Here is an 18570-nt window from a genome sequence, read left to right on the forward strand (position 1 = left end):
ACCAGCACATCAGGCGCCCACTCGCGCAACGCGGCCACGGCGTCGGCCGGTGAGCCGGTATCGTCCAGCGCCATCCAGCGGTGACGGGGCTGCAGGGCCTGCAATTGCGCCAGCGCCTGGGCGCCGGCACCACACAGCGCCACAGTCAACGCATGCGCCTGCGCAGGCGCCATGGCCGGCAACGCATCGTGCTGGCGCGGGCGCCATACGGGCCGGGCAAACCAGGCAGGTATGGTGCCTGCACCGCCGATCAGGCAGGCGGCATCCTTGATTTCGCGATCAAAGGCCCCTGTCTCCACCAGGCGGCGCAGCTCCACGCGCTGCACCTTGCCGGCACCCGTGCGCGGCAGGCGCTCGGGCGGCACGGCAATGAAATGGTCCACGGCCAATCCCAGGTCCTGGCCCAGGCGCATGCGCAAGGCGCGCATGAGCGAACGGCGCAGTTGCGGCTCGCCAGCGCCCGGCGCGTGAAAGAACAGCACCAGTTGGTCGGTGGCCGCGCCGGCCGGGCGCACGCCGATGGCAGCCAGCCCCTGGCGGTCCAGGCCGGGCACGCGCGCAGCGGCCTCCTCGATCTCGGCGCTGTAGAAATTGGCACCGTTGACGATGATCATTTCCTTGACGCGGCCCACGATGTGCAGCTCGCCCGAACGCAGGAACCCCATGTCGCCGGTCTGGAACCAACCGTTGCGCAGCGCCTCGGCCGTGAGGTCGGGCCGGCCGTGATAGCCCGAGAACACCGAGGGCCCGCTGAGTTCGACCCGCCCGATCTCACCCTCCATCAGGGTGCGGCCTGCATCGTCCACGATGCGCTGTGCACCGCCTGCGATCGGGTGGCCCAGGCTGGTCACCGCCTCGCCGGACGCTGTCCAGCAACGCAGCGAGAACGCAGAGACCGTCTCGGTCATGCCAAAGGACATCCAGACGGCGCCCTGCCTGAGCCCGTCCTGCGCAAAGCGGCGCTCGAAATCCACGAGGACCGGCTCCGATACCGGCTCCCCGGCGTTGATGAGCATGCGCAAACAGGACAGGTCCCAATGGCCGGGGGCCTGGCCGCGGGCTGCACGCAGCAGCAGGTCGAATGCAAAGTTGGGCGCCCACACCGCTGCGACCCGGTGCTCGGCCACGAGGTCCAGCCAGCGCGCGGGAGCCTCGAGGATGGTGGCCGTATCCACCTGGACCTGGTCCAGGCCCAGCACCGTAGGCATCACGCACAGGAACACCACGCCGCCCACATGGTCCAGCGGCATCCAGTTCAGCGCGGTCTCGCCGGGCGCGAAGCGCAGTTGCTGCTGCACGCCGCTGATCATGGCGGCCAGATTGCCGCGGCTCAGTACCACGCCCTTGGGCGTTCCGGTGCTGCCCGAAGTCAGCAGCATCAGTGCGGGCTGCCCCGGCCCGGCGCTGGCCGAGGGCTGCGCGGGCGCACCCGCCTGCAGTGCCTGGGCATCGAGCAGCTGCATGCCCTGCAGCGCTGCGGCATGGGGCCGCAAGCCGGCCAGGGCTGCCGCAGAGCCGACCACGGGCGCCCTGCCCGCCACCTCCCAGCAGTTGAGCAACCGCTCCAGGCCGGCCCCCCCGGCCGCCGCCGGTCCCAGTGCCAGAGGCGCCGGCACCAGGCCGCCGAGCACACAGCCCCAGAACACGGGCAGCAGGTGACGACTGTCCCCGGCGTCCACGATGACGGTGTCACCCGCCTTCAGCCCCAGGGCCAGCAGCCCGCCCAGGGTGCGGCAGGCCTCGTCGAGCAGTTGCGCATAGCTGGTGCGGGACTGGGAAAGATCGGCAGCCACATGGACGATGCCCGCTCCGGGACGCGCAGCCGCGCGCACCAGCGCCTGCTCCAGCGCATATCCGACACCCGCGTCCGGCAGCGCAGGTGAATGGTGGACGGCAGGAATGCGCTCGTGCAAAGGCACCGCGCCGCGCCGCGCCGCAGGTGCGGGCGCCGGATCGCCCAGCAAGGGCCGGCCGGGCAGCAGATCGCACAGGTGCAGGTGGGAAGCCGGCTGCACGGCAGGCCGGGTGACCAGCGCGCTGCCCCATTGCTGCTGCGCGGCGTCGACCGCGCCCGGTGACCAGACTGGCAGTGCGGCCAGGGCGGCCTCGTCGATGGCGCCCATGTCATCGAGCGGCAAGGCGCTGACCCGCACCACCGCATCGCCTGCGCCAGCCAGGGCAGCCTGCAGGGTATCGCGCTCTCCGCCCACCACGTAGGCGACCAGACCGTCGAACCCCGCAGCATTGCGCCGTGAAAGATGCACATCGGCGGCTCCCACCGCCATCAGGCGGGCTTTCAGACCGCCCGCTTCCGCCCCGCTGTCCGTACCCGCCATCGATCCGATCCCTTCAAAGCTGTGGCTCCGACGCCGATTCACTGCCCTGCCCAAAGACCGGCCGGATAGTTACAAACATTTTCTTTAATGTCAATGCAGCCATTCTCATTAAGAGAAGGTTCAATGGAAACATTGGCATGCCAACGCAAGAGAAACGCCGACAGCAAAGCCTGGCAAATTCAATTGATTATTGAAAATGGATTTTCAATATATTTTCACCGCATGTATATCACTGAAATCAGTGATATCGACATCGTGGCGTCAAAGAGCGGCGCCAGGAAGAGCGGGCGGCAAGATCACGGCGAAAGCCATGCAGGCCCGGGAACTGAAGGGTGACTGCAAGAGAGCTGCTGACCTTGAACGGGCAGGATATGGGCAGGGCATAGGCAGGCGGCCAATGCACCATGGCTGTGCATGAAAACGGTCATCAGTGGCAGCCCTGCCATGAATAAGCATGCCACCCATAAATCAGTGCTGCCAGGATCTTTTTTTTGACGCAAGCGCTTATTGAAGCAATTGCGCCACAGTCACGGAAACAGCACGGAAAGCCATCGAAACAAAACAATGCAAATTCCGAGCTGGGCAGGGGCCAGGATTTGCACGAGGAAGATCGTCCAGACGAAAAAAAGCCCCTCGGATTTTATCCGAGAGGCTTTTCACCAATATATTTGGTAGGCGCGATTGGACTCGAACCAACGACCCCCACCATGTCAAGGTGGTGCTCTAACCAGCTGAGCTACGCGCCTGTCGTTTGTTGAAGCCGCAAGTATAGCAGTGCAAAACAGGGCTTCCGGGCAAGTTGCGCAGTTTTTCCGATCACAGCACCCTGGCGCGTTCCAGCATGGCGTGCATCAGCACATTGCAGCCTGCGGTGATGTCGGCCGGCGTGGCGTCCTCGATCTCGTTGTGGCTGATGCCGTCCTTGCAGGGAATGAATACCATGCCGGCCGGTGCCAGCCGCGCCATGTAGACCGCGTCATGCCCGGCGCCCGAGACGACGGGCATGTGCGAGTAGCCCAGGGCCTTGGCGGCGCGCGCCACCGCATCCACGCAGTCGGCATGGAAGGGTTGGGCGGGGTAGCTGGACACCAAGTTGATCGCTATGGGCAGGCCCGTTTCCCGGCTGATGCGGTCGGCCACGGCGCGGATGTCAGCGTCCATGGCTTCGCAGTCGGCATCGGTGGCGTTGCGCAGGTCGATGCTGAATTTGACCTGCCCCGGGATCACGTTGCGGCTGTTGGGATGGACCTGCACCATGCCCACCGTGCCGCGCCCGTGGGGCGGATGGCGGTGGGCGCAGGCCACCACTTCCTGCATGAGCTGCGCGGCCGCCTGCAGCGCGTCCTTGCGCAGGGCCATGGGCGTGGGGCCGGCATGGGCCTCCATGCCCGTGACCACGCAGTCATACCAGCGGATGCCCAGCACGCCGGTGACCACGCCAATGGTCCTGGCGTTGTCCTCCAGCACCGGGCCCTGTTCGATGTGGGACTCGAAGTAGGCGCCGATCGGGTGGTCGCCCGGTTCCTGGCTGCCCACATAGCCGATGCGCTCGAGCTCGCCCTTGACGGTCTTGCCTTCGGAGTCGGTGGCCGCATAGGCATGCTCCAGCGTGAAGGCCTTGGCGAACACACCCGAGCCCATCATCACCGGCACGAAGCGCGAGCCTTCCTCGTTCGTCCAGAAGGCCACCTCGATGGGCGCTTCGGTCTCGATGCCGTGGTCGTTGAGCGTGCGCACCACCTCCAGCCCCGCCAGCACGCCGTAGTTGCCGTCGAACTTGCCGCCCGTGGGCTGGGTGTCGATGTGGCTGCCCGTCATGATGGGTGGCAGGCTGTTGTCGCGCCCGGGCCGGCGCATGAAGCCGTTGCCGATCTTGTCGATGGTCACCGTCATGCCCGCCTCGCGCGCCCAGCGGGTCACCAGATCACGGCCCTGGCGGTCCAGGTCGGTCAGCGTCAGGCGGCAGACGCCGCCCTTGGGCGTGGCGCCGATCCGGGCCAGCTCCATGAGTGAATCCCACAGCCGGCTTCCGTTGACGCGCAGCTGCGCGATGTCCTGCTTCACTTGGGTATCTGTATCCATTGCGGTCTCCTTGTCATGCGGGCTTCAGCGCGCCACGGCCGTGGGCTGCAGCGTGGCGGCGCGGCGCTGCACCGCGTCGAAGTTGGGGCCGAAGGCCGGGCGCTTGATATAGCGCCCCTTGCCCATCTCGGCGCGCAGATCGCCCTGCGCATAGGCCACCACGCCCTGGCTGATGGTGTGACTGGGCATGCCTTGCACGGTGCGCCCCTCGAAGATGTTGTAGTCGCCCTTGGAGTGCTGGGTCTTGACCGACAGGGTGTGGGTGGCGGCAGGGTCCCAGACGACCAGATCGGCATCGGCCCCCACGCCGACCAGGCCTTTGCGCGGATAGATGTTGAACAGCCGGGCGGTGTTGGCCGAGGTGATGGCAACGAATTCGCTGGGCGTCAGCCGGCCGGTGTTCACGCCCGCATCCCAGATCACGGCCAGGCGCTCTTCCACGCCGCCGGTGCCGTTGGGGATCTTGGCGAAGTTGTCCCGGCCCATGGCTTTCTGCGCGGCGCAGAAGGTGCAATGGTCGGTGGCCGTGGTGTGCAGTTGGCCCGACTGCAAGCCCTGCCACAAGGCCTCCTGGTGGCCCTTGGCCCGGAAGGGCGGGCTCATCACATGGGCGGCGGCCTTGGCGAAGTCGGGGTCGCGGTACACGCTTTCGTCGATCACCAGATGGCCGGCCAGCACCTCGCCATACACGCGCTGGCCGCGCGCACGGGCAGCGGCAATGGCCTGCGCCGCCTCGGTGCAGCTGACGTGCACCACGTAGATGGGCACGCCCAGCACGCCGGCGATGGCGATGGCGCGGTTGGCCGCCTCGGCCTCCACCATGGGAGGGCGGGCCAGCGGATGGCCCTCGGGCCCGGTGATGCCCATCTTGGCCACTTCCTGCTGCAGCAGGTAGACCAGCTCGCCGTTTTCGGCATGCACCGTGGGCATGGCGCCCAGCTCCAGCGCGCGCTTGAAGCTGTTCACCAACGTTTCGTCGTCGCACATGATGGCGTTCTTGTAGGCCATGAAGTGCTTGAAGCTGTTGATGCCCTCCTCGCGCACCAGCGTGCCCATATCAGCATGGACGCTGTCGCTCCACCAGGTGACGGCCACGTGGAAGGAGTAGTCGGCCGCAGCCTTCTCGGCCCAGCCACGCCATTTGCGGTAGGCGTCCAGCAGCGGCTCCTGCGGATCGGGAATGACGAAATCGATGATGCTGGTGGTGCCACCGGCCAGCGCCGCCGCCGTGCCGGTGTAGAAGTCATCGGCCGTGACCGTACCCATGAAGGGCAGTTGCATGTGGGTGTGCGGATCGATGCCGCCGGGCATGACGAACTGCCCCGAGGCATCGATCACCTGCGCCCCGGCCGGCACCAGGGCCGCCACATCCGGCCCCACGGCCGCAATCGCCCCATCCACACACAGCACATCGGCCTTCTCCTGCCGGTCTGCATTCACCACCGTGCCGCCACGCACCCATACCGAACCCTGTGATTGACCCATAGCGTCATGCCTCCTGTTGGTTGGTCCGGCCTATGCCTTGCTCAGCGCGGGAGCGCCCTTGGTCACCTGGCCTGCCATGCCGATGCGGTAGACCACGCCGGCAATGAACAGGCCGATGAACCATGCGTAGTCATAGGCATGCTTGAAGAAATCACCCACGTTCGGGAATGCAGCGGGGAACGCCGCGTGCAGGAAGCCGGGCAGGTTGGGCGCCACGCCCAGGGCGAAGGCCGCCACGGCCACCCAGTTCCAGCCGTTGGAGTAGCGGTAGACGCCCTCTTCCCTGTACAGGTCTTCCACCACCAGCTGCTTTTTGCGCACCAGAAAGTAGTCCACCATCAGAATGCCCGCGATCGGCCCCAGCAGGGCCGAGTAGCCGATCAGCCAGGTGAAGATGTAGCCCTCGGTCGATTCCAGGATCTTCCAGGGCATCATCACGATGGCAATGGCCACCGTCATGTAGCCACCCACGCGGTAGCTGATCTTCTTGGGCGCCAGGGCGGAGAAGTCATAGGCCGGCCCGACCAGGTTGGCCGCCAGGTTCACGCTCACGGTGTCGATCAGCAGCACGATCAGCGCGATCAGCACGGCCGCCCCCGTCATGCGGCTGGCGACATCCACGGGGTCCCACAGGGCCTTGCCGTAGATCACCACGGTGCCCGACGTCACCACCACCGCCAGCATGGCCAGTAGCCCCATGGGCACCGGCAGGCCGATGGCCTGGCCCACGACCTGGTCCTTCTGCGACTTGGCAAAACGCGTGAAGTCCGGAATGTTCAAGGCCAGCGTGGCCCAGAAGCCCACCATGGCCGTCAGCGACGGCCAGAACACCGACATGAACTGGCCCGCCTTGGGGCCGCCCGGCGCGTACTGCGAAGGCTGCTCCATGATGGGGCCGAAGCCGCCGGCCTTCTGGTAGACCCATCCCAGCAGCACGAAGCAGATCAGAATCTTGAGCGGCGCAGTCCAGGTCTCCAGCTTGCGGATGGACTCGATGCCATGCACCACAAAGTAGAACTGGATCGCCCAGAACACCAGAAAGCACACCAGCTGCCCCACATTGATGCCCAGGCCCGCGATCTTCTCGCCTTCCAGCGGATGGCCCAGCAGCACGCCCAGCAGGGTGTAGATCATCATGCCGCCGAACCAGGTCTGGATGCCGTACCAGCCACAGGCCACCAGGGCCCGCAGCAAGGCCGGCAGCTTGGCGCCATGGGTGCCGAACGAGGCACGGGCCAGCACGGCAAAGGGAATGCCGTACCTGGCCCCGGCATGGCCGATGAGCAGCATGGGAATCAGCACGATGAGATTGCCCAGGAACACCGTCATCACCGCCTGCGACCACGACATGCCGTTCGTGATCATGCTGGCGGCCAGCGTGTAGGCCGGGATGCACATCACCATGCCTATCCACAGGGCGGCGAAGTGGTACCAGGTCCAGGTTCGCTGCCTGGGCAGCGTGGGTGCGAGGTCGTGGTTCCACAGGCTGCCTGTGGACTCACCGGAATGCGGGGCATGCGACATTGCGAAGCTCCTTCTCGAAGAGAGAAATCACCAATCCATTGCTGATCCAGGGTCTGACCTTTTCCATCAAGCGCATTTCGTGCCAGGTCGGCCCGGATGCGGGCCGTGCGCCGACCTGCCGCAATGCCCCCTCTAGCCCTGCGCCGTCACGGCCTGGCGCATGGGGTTGTTCGGATGCGTGGTCCAGTTCGCATACTCCCCGGTGACCGTCTGGCCGGTGCGGGGGTCCACCTCGCCCGGCTGCAGGCTGCGCATGGTGATGCATTCGGGCACGGGGCAGATGGACACGCACAGGTTGCAGCCCACGCATTCGGTGTCATCCACCTCGAACCGGCGCACACCGCCCTCCTTGCTGAAGGTGATGGCCTGGTGGGAGGTGTCCTCGCAGGCCACGTGGCAGCGCCCGCACTGGATGCAGCTGTCCTGGTTGATGACGGCCTTGTCGATGTGGTTGAGGTTGAGGTCCTTCCAGTCCCTGACCGTGGGCACGGCCCGGCCCTGGAAGTCCTCGATGCGCGCAAAGCCGTGCGCGTCCATGTAGTTGGACAGCCCGTCGCACATGTCCTGCACGATGCGAAAGCCGTAGACCATAGCCGCCGTGCATACCTGGACATTGCCGCATCCCAGCGCAATGTATTCGGCCGCGTCCTTCCAGGTGGTGATGCCCCCGATCCCCGAGATGGGCAGGCCCGCAGTCTGCGGATCGCGCGCGATCTCGGCCACCATGTTCTGGGCGATGGGCTTGACGGCCGGGCCGCAGTAGCCGCCGTGCGAGCCCTGGCCGTCGGTGCTGGGGTGCATGACCAGGGTGTCCAGATTCACGCCCATCAGCGAGTTGATGGTGTTGATCAGGGACACCGCATCCGCGCCGCCGGCCTTGGCCGCACGCGCGGGAAAGCGCACGTCGGTGATGTTGGGCGTCAGCTTCACGATCACGGGCAGCCGGCTGTACTGCTTGCACCACTGCGTGACCATCTGGATGTACTCGGGCACCTGGCCCACGGCCGCGCCCATGCCGCGCTCGCTCATGCCGTGCGGGCAGCCGAAGTTCAGCTCCAGCCCGTCGGCGCCGGTGTCCTCCACCATGGGCAGGATGCGTTTCCAGCTTTCCTCCACGCAGGGCACCATCAGCGAGGCGATCAGCGCGCGGTCAGGCCAGGCCTTTTTCACGCGGGTCATCTCCTCCAGGTTGGTGCGCAGCGGCCGGTCGGTGATCAGCTCGATGTTGTTCAGGCCCATCACGCGCCGGTCCTGCGCCATGAGGGTGGAGTAGCGCGGCCCGTTCACGTTGACCACATGCGGGTCCTCGCCCAGCGTCTTCCACACCACGCCGCCCCAGCCGGCCTCGAATGCGCGGGTGACGTTGATCTCCTTGTCCGTGGGCGGTGCCGAGGCCAGCCAGAACGGATTGGGGCTGGAAATGCCCAGAAAGCGGCTGCTGATGTCTGCCATGTCGATGCTCCTTGAAAAGCGCGGGCACAGCCGCTCAAACCCCGGCCGCCACGGCGCTGGTCAGCGCCTGGTGCATGGCTCGCGCGGCGACCTTGCCGTGCTCCACCGCCTGCACGGTCAGGTCCTGGCCACCGGCGCGGCAGTCGCCGCCGGCCCAAACGCGCGGCACGCTGGTGCGGCCTTCGTCGTCGGTGTCGATGCGGCCGTCACGCAGGGCAATGGCCGCGCCCGCCGGCGTGGCCACATAGGTCTGGCCAATGGCCTTGAGCACCATGTCGGCCGGCACGTCGAACACCTCCTGCGTCACCTGCAGCCTGTCTCCCTCCATGCGGGTGCTGGCCATGCGCACGCCGCAGACCTTGCCGTCCTGCACCAGGATCTCCTGGGGCGCGGCCCACAGCCGCAGGTTGACGCCATGGGTCTGCGCCCATTCCTGCTCCACCCAGGAGGCGGACAGCGCATCCTTGCCCCGGCGGTAGAACATGGTGACCTCGTCGGCGCCCAGCAGCCTGGCCTGCACGGATGCATCCACCGCCGTCATGCCGCCGCCGATCACCACCACGCGCCGGCCCACCGGCACCGTGGATTTGTCGGCCGCCTGGCGGATGTCGGCAATGAAGTCCACCGCATTGCGCAAGCCTTCGGCCTGCGGCTCGGCCGCGCCCAGCGCGTTGACGCCCGCCAGACCCAGGCCGAGGAACACGGCGTCATGCTCTGACAGCAGCGAATCCAGCGTGAAATCTCGCCCCAGCCGCTGGTTGTTGCGCGGCGTGATCCCGCCCACGGACAGCAGCCAGTCGATTTCCTTCTGCGCAAAATCGCCCGGGGTCTTGTAGCTGGCCAGGCCGTATTCATTGAGCCCGCCCAGCTTGGGCCGGGCATCGAACAGCACCACGTCGTGGCCCTGCAGCGCCAGCTGATGGGCGCAGGTCAGGCCGGCAGGCCCTGCCCCGACCACGGCCACCTTCCTGCCCGTGGCGGCGGCACGCTGGAACAGCGGTGCACCATCGGAGGCCATGAAGGCATCGGTCGCATAGCGTTGCAGTGCACCAATTTCGACCGGCTTGTCTTCCTGGGTGTTGCGCACGCAGGCCTGCTCGCACAGCTGCTCCGTGGGGCAGACACGGGAGCACATGCCGCCCAGCGGGTTGGCCGTCAGGATCTCGCGCGCTGCGCCACGGACGTTGTCCTGGGCGATGCGGGCGATGAAGGCCGGCACATCGATGCTGGTGGGGCAGGCCGTGGTGCACGGCGCGTCATAGCAGTAGTAGCAGCGCTCGGCCTCGATCAAGGCCTGGGAACGGTTCAGCGCGGGATGGGCGTCAGAGAAATTGGCCGCGTAGTCGGCCAGGTTCAGTCGGCCGGCGGCAATGCCGCAGGCGCGTTGCGCGGGGCTATCCATGGTGCATCCTCCAGAGTCAGGATTGAGGGCGTGAAAGGGGCCGCGGCATGCAGGTGCACGCCGGGCCATCTCGGACAACGCAAGGCGGGCCGCAGGAAGGACTCCTGAACGGCCCCGGATCCAACAACACAGTCTTCGGAGGTTTCATCGTGGTCCTCGCATGTGTAAGTGACGCCTCTTGTCGGGCGCACTGGGGGTGGAACGGAATTTACGCGGGTGAAAAAATTTACCAATCAGTAAAATCACCCAGAAAGTCGTCAGCAAGAAAGATGCCAGACAATCGCACCAAAATGGCGCCACTTATCCCGACTTACCATCTGCGCAATGGCAACCCTTTCTGACAATGCGCCCCCGTCCCTGGCGCGATCGGCCACGCGCAAACCCACGGCTGCACGCCTGCGCAAGGAACTGAACATCCTGCAGACGGCCGAGCTTCACTTTGCGCAATACGGCTTCGAAGGCGCATCGCTGGAACTGATCGCGCACGACGCCGGCCTGAGCCGCCACAACCTGCTGTACTACTTCGCCAGCAAGGAGGAGCTGTACCTGCGCGTGCTGGGCGACGTGCTAACGCAGTGGCTGGCCGGCATGTCCGACCTGCTGCGCGGCGACGACCCTGCGGAGGCCCTGCGCATCTACATCCGGGCCAAGCTGCAGTCCTCGCGCGAACGGCCCCATGGCTCCCGTGTCTTCACGCGTGAGGTGATGGCCGGCGCGCCCCGCTTCGGGCAGGCCATAGCGAGCCAGGTAGGCCCGGCGCTGGCGGCAGACGTGCAGGCCTTCGAGCGCTGGGTGGCGCAGGGCAAGATTGCCCGCGTGGATTTCACCCACCTGATGTTCATCCTCTGGTCCGTGACCCAGGCCTATGCCGATCAGCAGGCCCAGTTCGCGCTGCTGCTGGGCCGGCCGGAACTGACCGCCGGCGACTACGACACGGCGGCCGATCTGATCTACCGGCTGGTAATCCGTGGCCTGCAGCCGGATACCGCGGCTCTCGCACAATGAGCGCATGAATCACAGCATCCGCCTGAGACCCCTGGAGCGCGAAGATCTGCGCTCCGTGCATCTGCTCAACAACAATGCCGCCATCATGCGCTACTGGTTCGAGGAGCCCTACGAGACCTTCGACGAGCTCTCCGCGCTCTACGACGCCCACGTGCACGACCAGACCGAGCGCCGCTTCATCGTCGAGCACCAGGGCGATCGCGCCGGTCTCGTCGAGCTGGTGGAGATCGACCTGATCCACCGGCGCGCCGAATTCCAGATCATCATCGCCCCCGAGCAGCAAGGCCAGGGCATCGCAGCCCAGGCAACGCGGCTGGCGCTGGACTATGGCTTCAAGACGCTCAACCTGCACAAGATCTTTCTCCATGTGGACCAGGAGAACGAGAAGGCCATCCACATCTACGCACGCATAGGCTTCGTGCAGGAAGGCGTGCTGATCGACGAGTTCTTCGCCAACGGCCAGTACCGCAATGCCATCCGCATGTACCTGCTGCAAAACGACTACCTGCAGGCACAGGCCGGCATCGGCACCTGAGCGCAGACCTTCATCCTTTCGGCGACCTCTTCCTGGCTGCTGCCTCGTTGAGGGCGGCTGCCTCGCGCACCAAGTCCTTGAACGCTTGCGCATCGATCTCCTCGCCTTCGCGGATATCGATGGCACGGCGCACCTTGCCTCCAAGGCTGGCGTTGAACAGGTGCTGCGGGTCGGCCAGCGATGCGCCTTTGGGAAAGGTAAGCTTCACGGCCGATTGGTAGGCCTCGCCCGTGCACAGAATGCCGCTGCACGACCAGACCGGCACCGACCATTTCCACTCTTCCGCCGCGTCCGGAAGCGCTTGCACGATGAGCCGGCGCACATGCGCCAGCACCTCGCCGCGCCAGTCGCCCAGCTCGGCAATGCGCTGGTTGATCAATGCGCTGGCCGACGCGGCCGCCTCGGGCGAAACTGTCTTGATCATCCATGTCTCCCAAAGTGATGCATGTTCGATCACAAGACAGGCCAAGGCAAGACCACAGGGAGAACGCACAAACAAAAAAGCCTTCTGAGTGATCAGAAGGCTTTTTGCATTCCATCTGGCAATGGAAAATTGGTAGGCGCGATTGGACTCGAACCAACGACCCCCACCATGTCAAGGTGGTGCTCTAACCAGCTGAGCTACGCGCCTGTGTTTGTTCGAGAAAGCGATTCTAGCACGGCTTTTTCAGCCTCCAGGCAAAAATGCCTGAACATGCTCAACGCCGCCGCGCCGAACGCACGCCCGCCACGGCGGCCACGATGCCCAGCACCTTGCTCAGGCGGCCCGAATCGGCCACCTCCACGGTGAAGGTCATCCAGGCCGTTCCCTTGACGGACTGGGTCTGCACGCCAATGACATTGGTCTTTTCGCGCGCAAAGACTTCCGAGATATCGCGCAGCAGGCCCTGCCGGTCGGCGGCCTCCACGGACACATCGACCGGGTAGACGGCCGAGGCCACGGTGGCCGCCTTGGGCTGGCCCCAGGCCACGTCGATCACGCGCTCGGAATTGCGCGCCGCCATCTCGCGGAAGTTGGAGCAGTCGGAGCGGTGCACGCTCACGCCCTTGCCGCGCGTGACAAAGCCCCGGATGTCGTCCGGCGGCGCAGGCTTGCAGCACTTGGCCAGCTGGGTCATCAGCGAGTCAACGCCAACCACCAGCACGCCGCCCTTGGGCGAGTCCGTGCCGCGCGCCTTGCGCACGAGGGTGAATTCCTCGGGTTCCTCCTCCACCTCGGCCGGCCGCAGCACGGTCTCGATATTGCGCAGCGAGTACTCATCCTTGCCGACGACCTCGAACAGCGCATCTGCCGACTTGAAGCCCAGCTGCACCGCCAGCTCCTCCAGCTTGACGGCGGTCTTGCCCTCGCGCTGCAGCAGCTTCTCGACGGCCTCGCGGCCGCGCGCGACGGTCTCGTGCGTGGCCTGGGCATTGAACCAGGCGCGCACCTTGGCCTTGGCGCGGTTGCTGGTCAGGTAGCCGAGGTCGGCGTTGAGCCAGTCGCGCGAGGGGCGCCCCTCCTTGACCGTGGTGATTTCCACGGTCTGGCCGTTTTGCAGCGGCGTGTTCAGGGGCACCATGGCGCCGTCCACGCGCGCGCCACGGCAGCGGTGACCCAGGCTCGTGTGCACCGAGTAGGCAAAGTCCACCGGCGTTGCACCCTGCGGCAGCTCGATGACGGCCGCGTCGGGGGTGAGCACGTAGATGCGGTCCTCGAACAGGCCGCGATGGTGCGCGCCCGCCAGGTCGCTGCCCCAGGCCAGCAGCTGGCGCAGCACGGCGATCTTGGCGTCGTACTCGCTGCTGGCGGTGACGCCCGCGTATCCCTTGGTGCCCGCCTCCTTGTAGGCCCAGTGGGCGGCCACGCCGTGCTCGGCATGGTCGTGCATGGCCTGGGTGCGGATCTGGATCTCGATGGCACGGCCCGTCTCGTCGCGCACCACGGTGTGCAGCGACTGGTAGCCGTTGGGCTTGGGCTTGGCGATGTAGTCGTCGAATTCCGCCTCGATGGGCGTGAACTGCTCATGCACCCAGGACAGGGTGGCGTAGCAGTCCTTGATCGTGGGCACGACGACACGCATGGCGCGGATGTCGAAGACCTGGTCGAAGTTCAGCGACTTGCCGCGCATCTTCTTGACGATGCTGTAGATGTGCTTGGGCCGGCCCTGCACCGTGGCGCTGATGCTGTGCGCACGCAGATCGGCCTCCAGCCGCGCCCGCATCTGCTCCATGTAGGCCTCGCGCTCCACGCGCTTTTCATCGAGCAGGCGGGCCACTTCACGGTAGGTCTCGGGCTCCAGGAAGCGCAGGGACAGATCTTCCAGTTCCCACTTGATCTGCCAGATGCCCAGCCGGTTGGCCAGCGGCGCGAACACCGTCAGCGCCTCGCGCGCAATACCGGGAGAGACCGGGCGCTTGCTGGCCGCGTAGTAGCGCAGCGTCTGCAGGCGCGAGGCCAGCCGCAGCAGCACGACACGCAGATCGCGCGAGAAGCCCAGCAGCATCTTGCGCACGTTCTCGGTCTGCGTGGCCTCATCGTCCAGATACTGGCCGCCCAGCTCGGCGCCGCGCGCCTGCTGCTGCACGCGCATGAGCTTGTTGGTTTCCACGGCCAGGGTGGCGAAATTCTCGCCAAAGGCCTTGGCGATCACTTCCTGCGGACGATTCAGGTGCACGCTGGCATGCACCAGATAGATCGCCGCCTGCATCGTTTCGGAGCCACCGATGGTCTTGAGGATGGCGGCCACCGCATCGGCATGGGCCATCGTGTTCTCGCCGGACTCCATGGTCTCGGTGGCGATCAGCGGCTCGGCAAAGGTGCGCGCGCGGGCCAGCGCGTTGACCTGTTCGGGCAGGGTCTGCGACGTGGCCGTGATCAGGTGCGGCAGCACCGCCGGCACCTGGCCAGGCGCGGCTGCGGCGGGCGAAGGCGCCTGCACGGCGGCCTCGCTGCTGGCGGTCTTCATTCGTCACTCTCCCTGGCCTGCTCGGCAATATTCATGGTGCTTGGCAAGCGCTCTTCTCCCCATAAGAACCGGCACAGCAAGGCCACTTGCCCTGCTGCGACGAAGGTGGGCGCATGCCCCACCCCTTCAAATTCCACGCAATGCGCCTTCGGTCCGCGCTGCGCCATGGCCTGCGCCGTGGCCGCAGTCAGCAGATCGGACTGCGCACCACGAACTAGCAAGACGCGTGCCTTGATCTGGTCATACAGCTGCCACAGCAGCGCTTCGCCGGCCTGGGCCATCTCGGGCGTCATCTGCTGCAGGGACACTGCAATCTGAGGGTCATAGTGCAAGACAAGGCCGCCATCGGCGGCCGGCCGCATCATAGGTCGCGTCAATCGCAACCATTGCCCTTCGCTATGTGGGCCGAAGCCTTCGGAAATCAAGAGCAGCGCATGGGCTGCCTGTTCAAGATTTTCAAAATGCACGCCCTTGCCCAGGTACTGACATATGCGCTCCAGGGCAGACCACTCGATGACAGGCCCCACATCGTTGAGCACCAGCCTGCGGATGGGCGCCGGCAGCGGCAGCCCCGGCTGGCCTGCAAGCGCCATGCCGATCAACCCGCCCATGCTGGTGCCCACCCAATCCAATTGTTCGACAGGCGCCTGCGCATGCACCTGGGCCAGCAAGGCCAGCATGTCGGCTGCGTAAAGAGGCACCTGGTAGGCGGCCGGATCCTGCAGCCAGTCGCTTTCGCCACGCCCGACCACGTCGGGGCAGATCACGCGGGCGCGTTCGCTGAGCCGCTCGGCCAGCACGTCGAAGTCACGCCCCTGGCGCGACAGGCCGTGCACGCAGACCACGACATGGGGATGGTGCGGATCGCCGGTGCGATTCCATTCCCAATAGGCCATGCGGTGCGACGCATTATCTTGAGCAGCCGAGCTGGCAGTACGGCTCCAGGGTGAGGCACGCCCGGCAACTGCCGGGCAGGATACGTAGTTCAGCGTAGGATGATTCATGGAAACGCATTCGCGGAGCCGGCGCCGATAATGGCTGTGTTGCATCGTACATTCATTCGGAGACTCTCTATGTTGAAAGGCAAGACCGCCCTCGTGACCGGTTCGACCAGCGGAATCGGCCTCGGGATCGCGAAGGCGCTGGCCCGCCAGGGCGCCAATATCGTGCTCAATGGTTTCGGCGATGTGGACGGCCCCCGTGCCGAAGTGCTGGCCGCAGGCCAGGCCGCCGGCGCCCAGGTCGCCTACCACGGTGCCGACATGAGCCGCGTGGCAGACATCGAGGACATGGTCCAGTACAGCGTGCGCAACTTCGGCCAGATCGACATCCTCGTGAACAATGCCGGCATCCAGCACGTGGCACGCGTGGAAGACTTCCCGCCCGAGCGCTGGGATTCCATCATCGCCATCAACCTGTCCAGCGCCTTCCACACCTCGCGCCTGGTCCTGCCCATGATGCAGGCGGCCGATGGCGGCAAGGGCTGGGGCCGCATCATCAACGTGGCTTCGGTGCACGGCCTCGTGGGCTCGGCGCAGAAGTCCGCCTATGTGGCGGCCAAGCACGGCATTGTCGGGCTGACCAAGGTCACGGCCCTGGAGAACGCCACCTCCGGCATCACCTGCAACGCCATCTGCCCCGGCTGGGTGCTGACGCCGCTGGTGCAAAAGCAGGTGGACGCCAAGGCCGAGCAGCACGGCATCAGCAACGAAGAAGCCAAGAAGCTGCTGCTGGGCGAAAAGGAACCCTCGATGCAGTTCACCACGCCCGAGGAGCTTGGCGAGCTGGCCGTGTTCTTCTGCTCGCCCGCTGCCGCCAACGTGCGCGGCGTGGCCTGGAACATGGATGGCGGCTGGGCTGCGCAGTAATCGCGGCCAGACAGATCACTGCCAAAAAAGGAGCGCCACGGCGCTCCTTTTTTCATGAATGGGTCACCCGGTCAGTACATCTGCACTGAGCCCGAAACGTGGACCATCACCTGCGCCTTGCCCGCTTCCACGGACACGGCATCCATTTCCGCGCCGGCGGCCTTGGCGGACATGGCCATCATGCGCGGACGCGGCATGGGCACCGAGGTATCGCTGCTGCTCACGTTGACCTCGCGCAGGCTGTAGTTGGCAAAGCCGAAGCTCTTGGACAGCGTGGAGGCGCGCTGCTTGAACTGTTCGATGGCCTTGGCCTGGGCCTCGCCTTCGACCTTTTCACGGGCCTCGCGCGACAGGCCGAAGCCCACTTGCGACAGCGTCATGTCCTGCACCTGGGCCGCCGTCTGCGTGATGCGCGCGAAGTCGCGGCCCTGCAGAAGAATCTCGGCGCGGCCCTGCCAGCCTTCCACCTTGTTGTCCTTGCCATAGCGCGGATAGATGCCGAAGCTGCCGGTGCTCACATCCATCTGGCCCGACTGGGCGCTGCGCTTGGTCACTGCCATGGCGGCCTCGACCACTTTCTGCAGCTGGGACTGGACCGTGGCCGCATCGCGCCCTTCGCGCGTGGCCGACAAGGTGGCGGTCAGCAAGTCCTGCACCACATCCACCGAGCCTTCTGCAGACAACTGCACCACATTGGCCGGCTGTGCCTGCGCCGTGGCGGCGTTCTGCGCCCAGGCACCGCTGGCACAGGCCAGCGCAGTGGCCGCGACCACGGACTTGACCCAGGGGCGGGACAGCTGTTTGGAAAGCTTGCTCATGCGTTCACCCTTTGAAATGAAAGGTAGTTCAGGGATACAACTGCATGCCGCCCTTTCGCTACGGCATGCCGCCAGATGGTGACAGGTGTGGAGCCGTTCAGGCCTATTCGCCCCGTCATTCACAACATTATTGCAACGATAAATGCATCAACGCGATGAACCCATAGTTAAATATTCTAAAGACACATTTTCCGTTCTAAATTTAAACGCAACATCTGTAACACACGGCAAAAGTTCGGGGTTTTGACCAGACTTTTCAGCCCAAGCTGGTAACAATGGCGGCTGTTACAAATGACCGACCGAGGATGAACATGGCCACTACGACCAACCGCACCGACAAGATCCTGGTGGTGGATGACGATGCGCGCATCCGCGACCTGCTGCGCCGCTACCTGACGCAGGAAGGCTTCGAGATCATGATTGCCGAAGATGGCAAGGCGCTGAACCGCATCCTGCTGCGCGAGACCGTGGACCTGATCGTGCTTGACCTGATGATGCCCGGCGAGGATGGCCTGTCCATCTGCCGCCGCCTGCGCTCGGCCAATGACCGCACGCCCATCATCATGCTGACCGCCAAGGGCGAGGATGTGGACCGCATCGTGGGCCTGGAAGTGGGCGCCGACGACTACCTGGGCAAGCCCTTCAACCCCCGCGAACTGCTGGCCCGCATCCATGCCGTGCTGCGCCGCCGCCCGCCGCAGGAAGCGCCGGGCGCGCCTTCCGGCGACAACGAGGTGGTGAGCTTCGGCCCCTTCACCTTCGACCTGGGCACGCGCGTGCTGCAAAAGAATGGCGAGGAACTGCCGCTGACCACGGGCGAATTCGCCATGCTCAAGGCCCTGGTGCGCCACCCGCGCCAGCCGCTGTCGCGCGAGAAGCTGGCCCTGCTGGCGCGCGGCCGCGAGTTCGAGCCCTTCGACCGCAGCCTGGACGTGCAGGTCTCGCGCCTGCGCAAGCTGATCGAGGAAGATGCCGCCGCACCGCGCTATATCCAGACGGTCTGGGGTGTGGGCTACGTGTTCGTACCCGATGGCGCGAACTGAAATGCATCACCCCCTGAGGCGCTGCGCGCCTTCCCCCTCTCTCGCTACGCGGGAGGGGGACGACGCCCTCGC

At 65.7% G+C, this 18570-nt stretch carries 15 protein-coding genes and 2 tRNA genes (1 of these 17 cut by a window edge); 5 read left to right on the forward strand and 12 right to left on the reverse strand.

Annotated elements, in window-relative coordinates:
* Window positions 1-2285, reverse strand: the 5' portion of a protein-coding gene (locus tag DA1_RS15775) for an SDR family NAD(P)-dependent oxidoreductase (RefSeq protein ID WP_034398333.1). It extends 1747 nt beyond the left edge of the window; 2285 of the gene's 4032 nt are visible here — the first part of the coding sequence; the start codon lies at window positions 2283-2285; its stop codon lies beyond the left edge, outside the window.
* Window positions 2286-2459: 174 nt separating this feature from the next.
* On the opposite strand from DA1_RS15775, the gene DA1_RS30460 reads away from it, so the two are divergent.
* Window positions 2460-2672 carry a hypothetical protein gene (locus tag DA1_RS30460; protein WP_155294198.1) on the forward strand — a complete coding sequence of 71 codons (213 nt, stop codon included), beginning with the start codon at window positions 2460-2462 and terminating at the stop codon, window positions 2670-2672.
* A 333-nt stretch (window positions 2673-3005) separates the two neighbouring features.
* On the opposite strand, the gene DA1_RS15780 is transcribed toward DA1_RS30460, so the two are convergent.
* The 6 genes from DA1_RS15780 to DA1_RS15805 all read right to left on the reverse strand — a co-directional run bounded on the left by DA1_RS15780 (window position 3006) and on the right by DA1_RS15805 (window position 10281).
* Window positions 3006-3082: transfer RNA gene (locus DA1_RS15780), tRNA-Val, on the reverse strand.
* A gap of 70 nt (window positions 3083-3152) precedes the next feature.
* Entirely contained in the window at window positions 3153-4418 is a 1266-nt protein-coding gene (locus tag DA1_RS15785; protein WP_034391915.1) for a Zn-dependent hydrolase, read from the reverse strand.
* A 24-nt stretch (window positions 4419-4442) separates the two neighbouring features.
* Window positions 4443-5903: a dihydropyrimidinase gene (hydA, locus tag DA1_RS15790; protein ID WP_013803148.1), complete on the reverse strand. Its 1461-nt coding sequence runs from the start codon at window positions 5901-5903 to the stop codon at window positions 4443-4445.
* A 30-nt stretch (window positions 5904-5933) separates the two neighbouring features.
* Complete coding sequence (locus DA1_RS15795; protein WP_034391912.1) at window positions 5934-7427, reverse strand: NCS1 family nucleobase:cation symporter-1; 1494 nt, start codon at window positions 7425-7427, stop codon at window positions 5934-5936.
* A gap of 132 nt (window positions 7428-7559) precedes the next feature.
* Window positions 7560-8879, reverse strand: a complete 1320-nt coding sequence (gene preA, locus DA1_RS15800; protein ID WP_013803150.1) for an NAD-dependent dihydropyrimidine dehydrogenase subunit PreA — start codon at window positions 8877-8879, stop codon at window positions 7560-7562.
* A gap of 34 nt (window positions 8880-8913) precedes the next feature.
* Window positions 8914-10281, reverse strand: coding sequence for an NAD(P)-dependent oxidoreductase (locus DA1_RS15805; protein WP_034391907.1), 1368 nt, complete (start codon window positions 10279-10281; stop codon window positions 8914-8916).
* 324 nt (window positions 10282-10605) lie between these two features.
* On the opposite strand from DA1_RS15805, the gene DA1_RS15810 reads away from it, so the two are divergent.
* Both DA1_RS15810 and speG read left to right on the forward strand, forming a co-directional pair.
* A complete protein-coding gene (locus tag DA1_RS15810) occupies window positions 10606-11286 on the forward strand; it encodes a TetR/AcrR family transcriptional regulator (RefSeq protein WP_034391904.1) in 681 nt (226 codons plus the stop codon).
* A gap of 4 nt (window positions 11287-11290) precedes the next feature.
* On the forward strand, window positions 11291-11821 hold the full coding sequence (speG, locus tag DA1_RS15815) for a spermidine N1-acetyltransferase (RefSeq protein WP_012204707.1): 531 nt from the start codon (window positions 11291-11293) through the stop codon (window positions 11819-11821).
* A gap of 10 nt (window positions 11822-11831) precedes the next feature.
* On the opposite strand, the gene DA1_RS15820 is transcribed toward speG, so the two are convergent.
* From DA1_RS15820 to DA1_RS15835, 4 genes are all read right to left on the reverse strand, one after another.
* On the reverse strand, window positions 11832-12245 hold the full coding sequence (locus tag DA1_RS15820) for a DUF1801 domain-containing protein (RefSeq protein WP_034391901.1): 414 nt from the start codon (window positions 12243-12245) through the stop codon (window positions 11832-11834).
* 130 nt (window positions 12246-12375) lie between these two features.
* Window positions 12376-12452: transfer RNA gene (locus tag DA1_RS15825), tRNA-Val, on the reverse strand.
* A gap of 67 nt (window positions 12453-12519) precedes the next feature.
* Window positions 12520-14769, reverse strand: coding sequence for a RelA/SpoT family protein (locus DA1_RS15830; RefSeq protein ID WP_034391898.1), 2250 nt, complete (start codon window positions 14767-14769; stop codon window positions 12520-12522).
* On the reverse strand, window positions 14766-15665 hold the full coding sequence (locus DA1_RS15835) for an alpha/beta fold hydrolase (RefSeq protein ID WP_034391895.1): 900 nt from the start codon (window positions 15663-15665) through the stop codon (window positions 14766-14768). The genes DA1_RS15830 and DA1_RS15835 overlap by 4 nt, the downstream gene beginning before the upstream one ends.
* 177 nt (window positions 15666-15842) lie before the next feature.
* On the opposite strand from DA1_RS15835, the gene DA1_RS15840 reads away from it, so the two are divergent.
* A complete protein-coding gene (locus DA1_RS15840; protein WP_012204702.1) occupies window positions 15843-16637 on the forward strand; it encodes a 3-hydroxybutyrate dehydrogenase in 795 nt (264 codons plus the stop codon).
* A 71-nt stretch (window positions 16638-16708) separates the two neighbouring features.
* Here the strand turns inward: DA1_RS15840 and DA1_RS15845 are convergent, their stop codons facing one another.
* Window positions 16709-17455, reverse strand: coding sequence for an SIMPL domain-containing protein (locus DA1_RS15845; RefSeq protein WP_034391893.1), 747 nt, complete (start codon window positions 17453-17455; stop codon window positions 16709-16711).
* Between the two features lie 305 nt (window positions 17456-17760).
* On the opposite strand from DA1_RS15845, the gene ompR reads away from it, so the two are divergent.
* Complete coding sequence (gene ompR / locus DA1_RS15850; RefSeq protein ID WP_017404718.1) at window positions 17761-18498, forward strand: osmolarity response regulator transcription factor OmpR; 738 nt, start codon at window positions 17761-17763, stop codon at window positions 18496-18498.
* Window positions 18499-18570: the final 72 nt, after the last annotated feature.

The organism is Delftia acidovorans NBRC 14950, assembly GCF_001598795.1.
In the GTDB taxonomy this organism is placed as follows: domain Bacteria; phylum Pseudomonadota; class Gammaproteobacteria; order Burkholderiales; family Burkholderiaceae_C; genus Comamonas; species Comamonas acidovorans.

Coding starts and splice junctions, on each gene's coding strand:
- DA1_RS30460 (WP_155294198.1), top strand. CDS start 2,460: ATGGAAACATTGGCATGCCAACGCAAGAGAAACGCCGACAGCAAAGCC.
- DA1_RS15785 (WP_034391915.1), bottom strand. CDS start 4,418: ATGGATACAGATACCCAAGTGAAGCAGGACATCGCGCAGCTGCGCGTC.
- hydA (WP_013803148.1), bottom strand. CDS start 5,903: ATGGGTCAATCACAGGGTTCGGTATGGGTGCGTGGCGGCACGGTGGTG.
- DA1_RS15795 (WP_034391912.1), bottom strand. CDS start 7,427: ATGTCGCATGCCCCGCATTCCGGTGAGTCCACAGGCAGCCTGTGGAAC.
- preA (WP_013803150.1), bottom strand. CDS start 8,879: ATGGCAGACATCAGCAGCCGCTTTCTGGGCATTTCCAGCCCCAATCCG.
- DA1_RS15805 (WP_034391907.1), bottom strand. CDS start 10,281: ATGGATAGCCCCGCGCAACGCGCCTGCGGCATTGCCGCCGGCCGACTG.
- DA1_RS15810 (WP_034391904.1), top strand. CDS start 10,606: ATGGCAACCCTTTCTGACAATGCGCCCCCGTCCCTGGCGCGATCGGCC.
- speG (WP_012204707.1), top strand. CDS start 11,291: ATGAATCACAGCATCCGCCTGAGACCCCTGGAGCGCGAAGATCTGCGC.
- DA1_RS15820 (WP_034391901.1), bottom strand. CDS start 12,245: ATGATCAAGACAGTTTCGCCCGAGGCGGCCGCGTCGGCCAGCGCATTG.
- DA1_RS15830 (WP_034391898.1), bottom strand. CDS start 14,769: ATGAAGACCGCCAGCAGCGAGGCCGCCGTGCAGGCGCCTTCGCCCGCC.
- DA1_RS15835 (WP_034391895.1), bottom strand. CDS start 15,665: ATGGCCTATTGGGAATGGAATCGCACCGGCGATCCGCACCATCCCCAT.
- DA1_RS15840 (WP_012204702.1), top strand. CDS start 15,843: ATGTTGAAAGGCAAGACCGCCCTCGTGACCGGTTCGACCAGCGGAATC.
- DA1_RS15845 (WP_034391893.1), bottom strand. CDS start 17,455: ATGAGCAAGCTTTCCAAACAGCTGTCCCGCCCCTGGGTCAAGTCCGTG.
- ompR (WP_017404718.1), top strand. CDS start 17,761: ATGAACATGGCCACTACGACCAACCGCACCGACAAGATCCTGGTGGTG.